Annotated in this window: 9 protein-coding genes; 1 reads left to right on the top strand and 8 read right to left on the bottom strand. The window is 68.8% G+C overall.

Translation table 11 applies throughout. The annotated features are described in order from the left end of the window. The first annotated feature begins 18 nt into the window (after positions 1 to 18). Positions 19 to 456 (top strand): preQ(1) synthase, encoded by a 438-nt coding sequence (queF, locus tag FPV16_RS14420; protein ID WP_227439093.1) that lies wholly within the window; start codon positions 19 to 21, stop codon positions 454 to 456. Positions 457 to 567: 111 nt separating this feature from the next. Here queF and FPV16_RS14415 read toward each other — a convergent pair whose 3' ends face one another. From FPV16_RS14415 to FPV16_RS14380, 8 genes are all read right to left on the bottom strand, one after another. After that, positions 568 to 921 carry a hypothetical protein gene (locus FPV16_RS14415; protein WP_227439086.1) on the bottom strand — a complete coding sequence of 118 codons (354 nt, stop codon included), beginning with the start codon at positions 919 to 921 and terminating at the stop codon, positions 568 to 570. Positions 922 to 1,025: 104 nt separating this feature from the next. Continuing rightward, on the bottom strand, positions 1,026 to 1,883 hold the full coding sequence (gene kdsA, locus FPV16_RS14410) for a 3-deoxy-8-phosphooctulonate synthase (protein ID WP_227439085.1): 858 nt from the start codon (positions 1,881 to 1,883) through the stop codon (positions 1,026 to 1,028). A 10-nt stretch (positions 1,884 to 1,893) separates the two neighbouring features. Continuing rightward, a complete protein-coding gene (locus FPV16_RS14405) occupies positions 1,894 to 2,409 on the bottom strand; it encodes a hypothetical protein (RefSeq protein WP_227439084.1) in 516 nt (171 codons plus the stop codon). 43 nt (positions 2,410 to 2,452) lie between these two features. Beyond that, positions 2,453 to 2,914 carry a hypothetical protein gene (locus FPV16_RS14400; RefSeq protein ID WP_227439083.1) on the bottom strand — a complete coding sequence of 154 codons (462 nt, stop codon included), beginning with the start codon at positions 2,912 to 2,914 and terminating at the stop codon, positions 2,453 to 2,455. A 150-nt stretch (positions 2,915 to 3,064) separates the two neighbouring features. Continuing rightward, complete coding sequence (locus tag FPV16_RS14395; protein WP_227439082.1) at positions 3,065 to 3,616, bottom strand: hypothetical protein; 552 nt, start codon at positions 3,614 to 3,616, stop codon at positions 3,065 to 3,067. Positions 3,617 to 3,731: 115 nt separating this feature from the next. Beyond that, complete coding sequence (locus FPV16_RS14390) at positions 3,732 to 4,982, bottom strand: hypothetical protein (protein WP_227439081.1); 1,251 nt, start codon at positions 4,980 to 4,982, stop codon at positions 3,732 to 3,734. A gap of 13 nt (positions 4,983 to 4,995) precedes the next feature. Then, positions 4,996 to 6,270 carry a hypothetical protein gene (locus FPV16_RS14385; RefSeq protein ID WP_227439080.1) on the bottom strand — a complete coding sequence of 425 codons (1,275 nt, stop codon included), beginning with the start codon at positions 6,268 to 6,270 and terminating at the stop codon, positions 4,996 to 4,998. Further along, positions 6,267 to 7,259: an OmpA family protein gene (locus FPV16_RS14380; RefSeq protein WP_227439079.1), complete on the bottom strand. Its 993-nt coding sequence runs from the start codon at positions 7,257 to 7,259 to the stop codon at positions 6,267 to 6,269. The genes FPV16_RS14385 and FPV16_RS14380 overlap by 4 nt, the downstream gene beginning before the upstream one ends. Between the last annotated feature and the right edge of the window lie 232 nt (positions 7,260 to 7,491).

Below are 7,491 nucleotides of genomic sequence, written 5' to 3'. Positions count from 1 at the left end.
CCCCTCTCCTCCGACGGCCTGCAACTCGGCCAGGCCACCCCCCTGCCCGCCTCCCCAGAGGCGGCGCGTCTGGACCGGGTGCCGAATCCGCACCCCCAGACCGATTACCTGGCGCGTTTCACCGCGCCGGAATTTACCTCGATCTGCCCGGTCACCGGCCAGCCCGATTTCGGCATCCTGATGATCGACTATGTGCCCGACCTCTGGCTCGTGGAATCGAAGTCGCTGAAGCTCTATCTCGGCGCGTTCCGCAATCACGGTGCCTTCCACGAGGATTGCACCGTCGGCATCGGCCTCACCCTCGTCGACCTGCTGAAGCCCCGGTACTTCCGCATCGGCGGGTACTGGAACGCCCGCGGCGGCATTCCCATCGACGTGTTCTGGCAGACCGGCGAGCCGCCGAAAGCGATCTGGCTCCCGGATCAGGGTATCGCACCCTATCGCGGGCGCGGCTGAGAACGCGCGCGTTGTCACGCCCTGATTCTCGAGACCGTGCGCCGATAACGAAAAAGGGCGGCCGGTAAATACCGGCCGCCCTTCGAACGTCATGTGTCTGATACAGACAACTCAGTAGCCGTACCCGTAGGCCGGACGCCCATACCCGCCGCCACCATAGGCAGGACGGCCGTAACCGTTGTTGTAGTAGGAGTCGCGGGCTGCACCCGCGGCAATGGCACCCGCCGCAAGGCCGGCAATGCCGAGCCCGACGGCCGCGCCTGTTCCGATGCCGCGACGTCCACCGCCACGATAGGCGTAGCCTCGATTGCCATAGCCGCGATGGCCGTAGCCACCGTGGGCATAACCACCATGGCCGCCGCGACCGTAGCCATGACCATGTCCGGGGCGGGCTTCTGCCGCCGTTCCGGCAGCCATGGCGCCGAGGGAAAGGGTAACGGCCGTGATCAGTGCGAACTTGCGCATGGAACTCCTCAAATCGTTGTCACGTTCAAGCGAGAACAACGGGATGAGGGCGGGTTGGTTCCATTGTCGCGGCAACTCGAACGATTCCGAGCGGAGAGTCTCCGTCAGCCGCTCGACTTCGCGAGACGATCGAAAGCCTTCAGGGTTTCCAGTAACGCCGGCATCGCCTTGAGGGGGACCATGTTGGGGCCGTCCGACGGAGCATGATCCGGATCGGGATGGGTCTCGATGAACAGGCCGGCGACGCCCACCGCCACGGCGGCGCGGGCCAGCACCGCCACGAACTCGCGCTGCCCGCCGGAGGTGGCGCCCTGCCCGCCCGGCTGCTGCACCGAATGTGTCGCGTCGAATACGACGGGGGCACCGTGCGTGACCTGCGCCATGATCGGCAGGCTGCGCATGTCGGAGACCAGCGTGTTGTAGCCGAACGAGGCGCCGCGCTCGGTGACGAGGACGTTGGGATTGCCGGCCTTCGTCACCTTGGCGGCCACGTGCGCCATGTCCCAGGGCGCCAGGAACTGGCCCTTCTTCACGTTCACCACGCGGCCGGTGGCGGCGGCCGCCAGGAGCAGGTCGGTCTGTCGGCACAGGAAGGCTGGGATCTGCAGGACGTCGATGACCTCCGCCGCCGGCGCGCACTGGGCCGCTTCGTGGACGTCGGTGAGGACGGGCAGGCCGAACCGCTCCTTGATCTCGGCGAAGATCGGCAGCGCCCCGGCGAGGCCGAGGCCGCGCGCGGTGGAGCCCGAGGTCCGGTTGGCCTTGTCGAACGAGCCCTTGAACACGAGGCCGATGCCGAGGCGGTCGGTCATGCCCTTGAGCGCGTCGGCGATCTCGATGGCGTGGTCGCGGCTCTCGAGCTGGCACGGGCCGGCGATGAGGGCGAAGGGCAGGTGGTTGGCGAAGGCGGTGGCCCCCGCCATCACGACGGGACCGGAGGGTGAGTGAGCGAGATCTGACATGGATGTCGGTCTAGACCGGCTCACGCCCAGGGAAAAGTCCGGAGCGGCGGCGCAGAACGGCAGGCCGGTGCGAGACGAGTACGCAGCGGATTCCGGCGGGCTCCGCCGCCGCCAAGCTGCCGGTCTCGCAGCGAAGTGCCGCGCGCCCTGCCCGCCCCGCCTGGGGCATCCCCGTGACCAGGGCGCGGTGGTGGAGCACGCGGGCCAGGGTCTCGACCTCCTCTGCCCCGGCGCCGACGAGCCCTTCGGCCGCCAGCCCGATCAGGATGAAATACGCTCCGGCGGGCTCGCGATCCTGCGCCCCGAACGTCATCCGTGCGGGAGCCCGGCATTCGAGGCTCATGCGGTCGGCATCCCGGGCGCGGAACACCGACAGTGACCCATCGCGCCCGGCGAGGGAGGCGCCGGTGGCACGGATCATCCGCGCGGTGAGCCCGTCGCAGGAATCGGTCCGCCTCATCGAACGGGCGTCCGCCGGCGGCGACAGGACAAGGGCGGCGAGGAACAGGACGGGGAAGGCTTTCATGGAGCCGACCTTAGACCAGGGCGGCCTTTGCGGCCCAGATGGATCAGGGCCGTGTCCTGATCGACCCCGTGACCTCCCCGGGGCAGGCCTCGTGGGCATGAGACCGCAGGATTCTCCGCAGGCGCAACGGCCGGGTTCCGGCCTCGTCCTCCACCGTGCCGACCAGGGCGTCCGTCGCCAGGGTGCCACGGAAGGCGAAGCCTCCCTCCTCGCCGCCGACCTGGAACGACAGCTCCTTGGTGGAATCGTCGAGAGTCACGCCCTCGGCCCGCGCCGACCGCGACGGGGTTTCGTAGGACAGCACATCGCCGGTGGGGGAGCGCTTGAGGACGATCCGCCGCCCTGCCCGCTCGCCGCTCTCCGTATCGGTGCAGAGGTCGGCATATACGAAGGTGCCGGTGGCCCAGACCGGCTTTGCAGGAGCCGACCTGGCGACCGCGGGAGCCGCAAGAGCGAGGCCGAGCAGCGGGAGGCTGATCATCATCGTCGGATTGAGGACCGGCATCGGAATCTCCACCTCTCGGTGCTTCGCATCGGATGACGCTAAGCCTCGCTCTCCAATGTCTCTGGATTGCGACTGGGTCCGGCGCCGGCGTGCGCGAAGGCACGCCGACGGTAAGGCAAGTTTCGGTCCTTCCCTTGTCACTCGCCCCCGTCAGGCGGGCAGCCAATCGCCGTTGCCGGTGCGGCAGACCAGCTGCTGCGGCAGTTCGGTGCTGCCTGTCCCGACGATGGTGGCCGAGGTGTCGGTGGCGCGGCAGATGCGGTTGGCAACCGGCGCCGGTTCCGTCACGGGCGCCGTCGGCCGCACCGTGATCTCACGCTGGCGGCCGTCAGAGCCCTGGTAGGCGAGATATTGTGGCCGGTTGGTCGCCGCTGCCGCGATCTGGGCGTTGCGGATCCGTTCCTTGTCCTGGGCGTCGAGTGCAGTGAGGACCGCGCAGGCGAGGCCGCCGACGCCGGCGCCGACGGCCGCCCCGACGCCCGTCCTCTGGCCGCCACCGGCCGCGGCACCGATGAGGGCACCGATGCCGGCTCCCACCAGCGTCGAGGCGATGCAGCGTCCGATGGCGGCCTCCACCGAGCCTGAGCCCCCCGAGGAGGCCGGCGAGCCGCCCCGCGAGCCAACGCACCCGCTCAACACCGCCGACAGGCTCAGAGCCAGCCCCGCCGCCCGCATCGTCCGCATCACTCTGGTCGAAATCATCGTCGTCCTGCCCCCGGCCTGCTCGAACCGGCCGCACGCGTGCGGACGGCAGCACCCTCCCCGGCCTTGAGGAGCGGCGCCCTGGAAATGCGTGATCGTCGGACGTCGGCCGGGCTCAGAACGGCGTGCCCTCGACCCTCTGGATATCGAAGCGCAGGTCCTCGCGGCGCTGGCCGTTCTCGCCGCTGAAGATCACCTTCGGGTCGAAGATCCTGCCGGAGGCGGTCGCTCCCTGGAGAGTGAGCTCGATGTTGCGGGCCCCGCCGAAGGGCAGCTTTCCGCGCTCTTTCGGCTCGGCCTGCGGGTCGAGGAACCACACCTGCGCGAAGCGTCCGTCGCCATGGACCTCGCAGGCCTCACCGCGGCACAACATCTTGCCGGAGAGCGGCGTCGCCGTCGTGCGCGAGACGGTGGTCTCGACCCAGGCATTAACGAGGTCGCCATTGGCGGCGGCCGCGAGCCGCATCTGCAGGGGAATGCGCTGGCCGACATAGTCGATGAAGCCGGCATGGACGCGCAGGGTCGTCGGCTCGGGGAGAAGGCGCGGCAGACCGTCGGAGCGGATCCCCGCGAGCACACCCTTTGATCCGAGGAAGAAGGCTCGCGCGAATTCGAGCGCGGCGGTATCGCCGAGGGACGCGCCGGCGAGGTAGATCTCGGCCCGGCCGAAATCGATCGCGCTCTTCTCGGCGAGCTGGAAGCCGCGCTCGCGGGCCGTTGCGACGTCCGGGAGGCCGGCCTTGTCGGCGACCCGGAACGGGCTCACCAGGATGAAGCGCGGCAGGCCGAGATTGGGATCGGCGAGCCGACCGGCATTCTGAAGGGCGCGCAGGAAGCCGCCCACGGGGACGGGCTGGGCGGCGATGTCGGGGGCCCGCTTCTGCACCTGAGCGAGCGCGCGGGCAATGCCGCTACCGAAGGCGTCCTGAGCGGATTTTCGCCGGGCGCCGCTGTCGTTGCCGAGGAAGCGGTCCACCATGCTGTCGCTGGCCTTGGCCTTCTCGGTCTCGGCTGCCGGCAGGTTGGGCGAGCAGCCGAAGAACAGTGGCACGAGTTCGCTGCCGTCGCGGCGCGCGACGAACAGGGAGAGGCGCTCGCGGGTGCCGAGGGTACCGAGGGCCGTCTCCTTCGCCTCCGCCGCCTCGACGACGATCCGGGTCCAGCGCTGGTCGGCCTCTGCCTGCGCGGCGACGATGGCCTCGTCGAGGATGATCACGGTCTGGCGCAGCGAGCGCGGCTCTCCATCCTTAGGGCAGGTCTGCTCCTGGCGGATCACCTCGTAGCCCGCGGCGCTGGCAGGCGCGGACGAGGCGCCGGCCGCAAGGGCGAGAAGGAGACGTCCGGCGACGGCATACGGGCGGGTCATGGCGGGCTCCCGCTTAGGCGTAGCCGAGCGCGAGGCGCCGGCTCAGATAGGCGTCGCCGTCGATGTCGCGGCGTGTCTCGGTCTCGCCGGAGGCGAGGCCGTCATAGGTGAAACGGGTGTCCACGCCGCGCTTGCGCGCCTCAATGGCGAGCTGGTTGCGATAGCCGTCGAGCAGGCCGAGCACGCGTGCGTCCTGGCGGCAGACTTCGTCGAAGCGGGAGCGGCAGGTGCCGTAATTGCGCAGGCTTCTTGCCTGTTCGGCATCGCGCCGGGCCCATTGCTCGGTCTCGCGCTGAGCTTGGAGGATGAGTTGCTGCTCCTCGCGCTCGATTCCCTTGCGATAGGCTTTCTGCGAGTCGCGCTTGAGGCGATCGAGCCGCCGCCGCTCTTCGGCGAAATCGGGAACCGGGTCCTCGGTGAACAGGACCCAGGCCACGGCGGAGGCGTAGACTGCGAGGTTGCCGATAAAGGCGACGCCGTAGATCGAGATCGTGCTGCCGCCGTCTTCCCCCAGGGCGGTCTGGCGGCTCAGCGCCTCGGCCACGAGGTAGGAGCGGCTGAAGACGATGGCGGCGGCACCGATGAGAAACAGCACGAGGCCGAAGGCGAGGTGGCGATAGCTGTCCGCCCGCATCCGTGCGGTGACGTTGCCGCCGAAGCGCTCTCCCCACTGCCGGATGAGCCGGCCGATGAGGTGGCTCGAGAATGCGAACAGGAGCGCGATGAGCGTGACGGAGGCGGTGGCGAGCGCCGGCGTCAGGAAGTCGATCTTCAGGAAGGAGGACAGGTTGAGGGGAAATTCCAGCAGCATGATCGCGGCGACGCCGCCATGCTTGAGCCAGGGGTTCCAACTGCCGGCATCCCGCCCGTGCGCGGCCCGCCTGTTGTCGTAATCCGAGCGCAGGCGCCGGATCTCCTCTTCGCGGTCGTGGACATCCACCCGCGAGTAGAAGCTCTGCAGCCCGGCGCGCAGGTGCTCCTGCTTCGTCTGCTCTATCTCGTCGCGCTTCGCTTCCAAGAGAAAGCCGAGATTGCCCGAGGCTAGACTCTCCTGCGCGAAACCGCGCTTCACTTCAGCGAGGGCGGAGCGGCGGGCGAAGACAATGTGCGACTGGTACCAGGCCAGCATGACGGGGGTGAAGAAGGCCGGGCTCTCCGCATTGGCTCCGTGTGGGGCCGAGAGCGAGAGGGTCGGCCGTCCGGCCTCCTCGGTCAGGCGTGCCGAGAGGTCGGTGGCGATGGGGCTGCCCGGACGGAGATCCAGGGCCTGATATTCGGCAATGCTCATCGCTCGAGCCTTTCTACGAGGATGCGCCGCTCGCGCAGATCGATGATCACGGGCTCGTCCTTGGCGATGGTCACCACGGTCCTCTCCTGCGGGACGACGACGGCCGCGGTCCTGGCGAGCGGTTCCGGCCCGACGGAGACGGGCGGCACCGGAGGTCCGACAACCACGAGGCGCGGAGATTCGATGGTGGGAACGGCGACGGCAGCCCCCGATTGCGGCGGCTGGACGAGGGTCCGGGAAATAGAGCCCGTCACCACGGGCGCGGCCTCGACCCTGGGCAACCGGGCGAAGGCCTTGAGGCACTCCTCGCGCTGCTCCGCCAGGGCGCTGGCGCAGACGACGGCCTCCTGCTTCGACAGCCACACGCCCACCGCTTCGGCCTTGCGGCCGAACAGGAACTCCACACGGCGGTTGCGCGCCATCGCATCGTCCGTGCTGTTGGGCACGAGCGGGATCGCCTCGCCGAAACCGACGCGCCAGATGCTGGCTTGGCGCACGCCGCGCCGGTCGAGGGCGCGGGCCACGCTCTCGGCGCGTCGCACCGAGAGGGCATAATTGTAGGCGTCGTCGCCGCGGTCGTCGGTATGGCCGGCGATGAAGACCGCCGTGTCCGACGCCTCCCGCCGCAGGGCTTCCGCAACCACGTCGATCACCGCCTCGGCCTCGTGCCGCAGATCGGACTGGTCGGTGTCGAAGAAGACGCGCTGGGGAAACACCACCCGCAGGACCGGGATGTCGGTGCGGAAGCTCGATGGCAGCTCCGATTGCGGAACGCGCTCCTCATAGAAGCGCGGGCTCGCCCGCAAGGACTTGTCCGCCAGCCGCTTCAGGCGAGCGGTGCGATCCTTATGCTCCAGCTGTACGGTTTCCTGCCAGGACAGGATGATGTCCCGGGCGTTGGCCGGTGCCATGAGCAGTGCCAGAAACGTCATGCCGATGAGCGAGGTGGCCAAGGCCTCCGACGCTACGCCGCTCCAGTCCCGATCCACGAAAACGATCCCTGAAATCAACTCCAGGTATGATCGTAAACTTCAGGTATGGGTGGGCGGTCAATCATTGATGCTGCCGAAGGTTGTGGTTCGCTTCAGCGGGGGGGGCAGTGTTGCAGAAATGTATGCCTTTGGGAGCGAGATCGCCTGCAGCAACGCCGGTCCGAACGAACGGGCCGGCGTTGGTTTCATCCTCGATGCTCGCGTGTCGGGCGCGGTCCTTCGCGACCGT

Origin of the sequence: Methylobacterium sp. W2 (assembly GCF_020662345.1) — a bacterium.
Classification (GTDB): domain Bacteria; phylum Pseudomonadota; class Alphaproteobacteria; order Rhizobiales; family Beijerinckiaceae; genus Methylobacterium.
The sequence above is the reverse complement of the archived record's forward strand: the minus strand, read 5'-3'. Positions and strand labels throughout refer to the sequence as shown.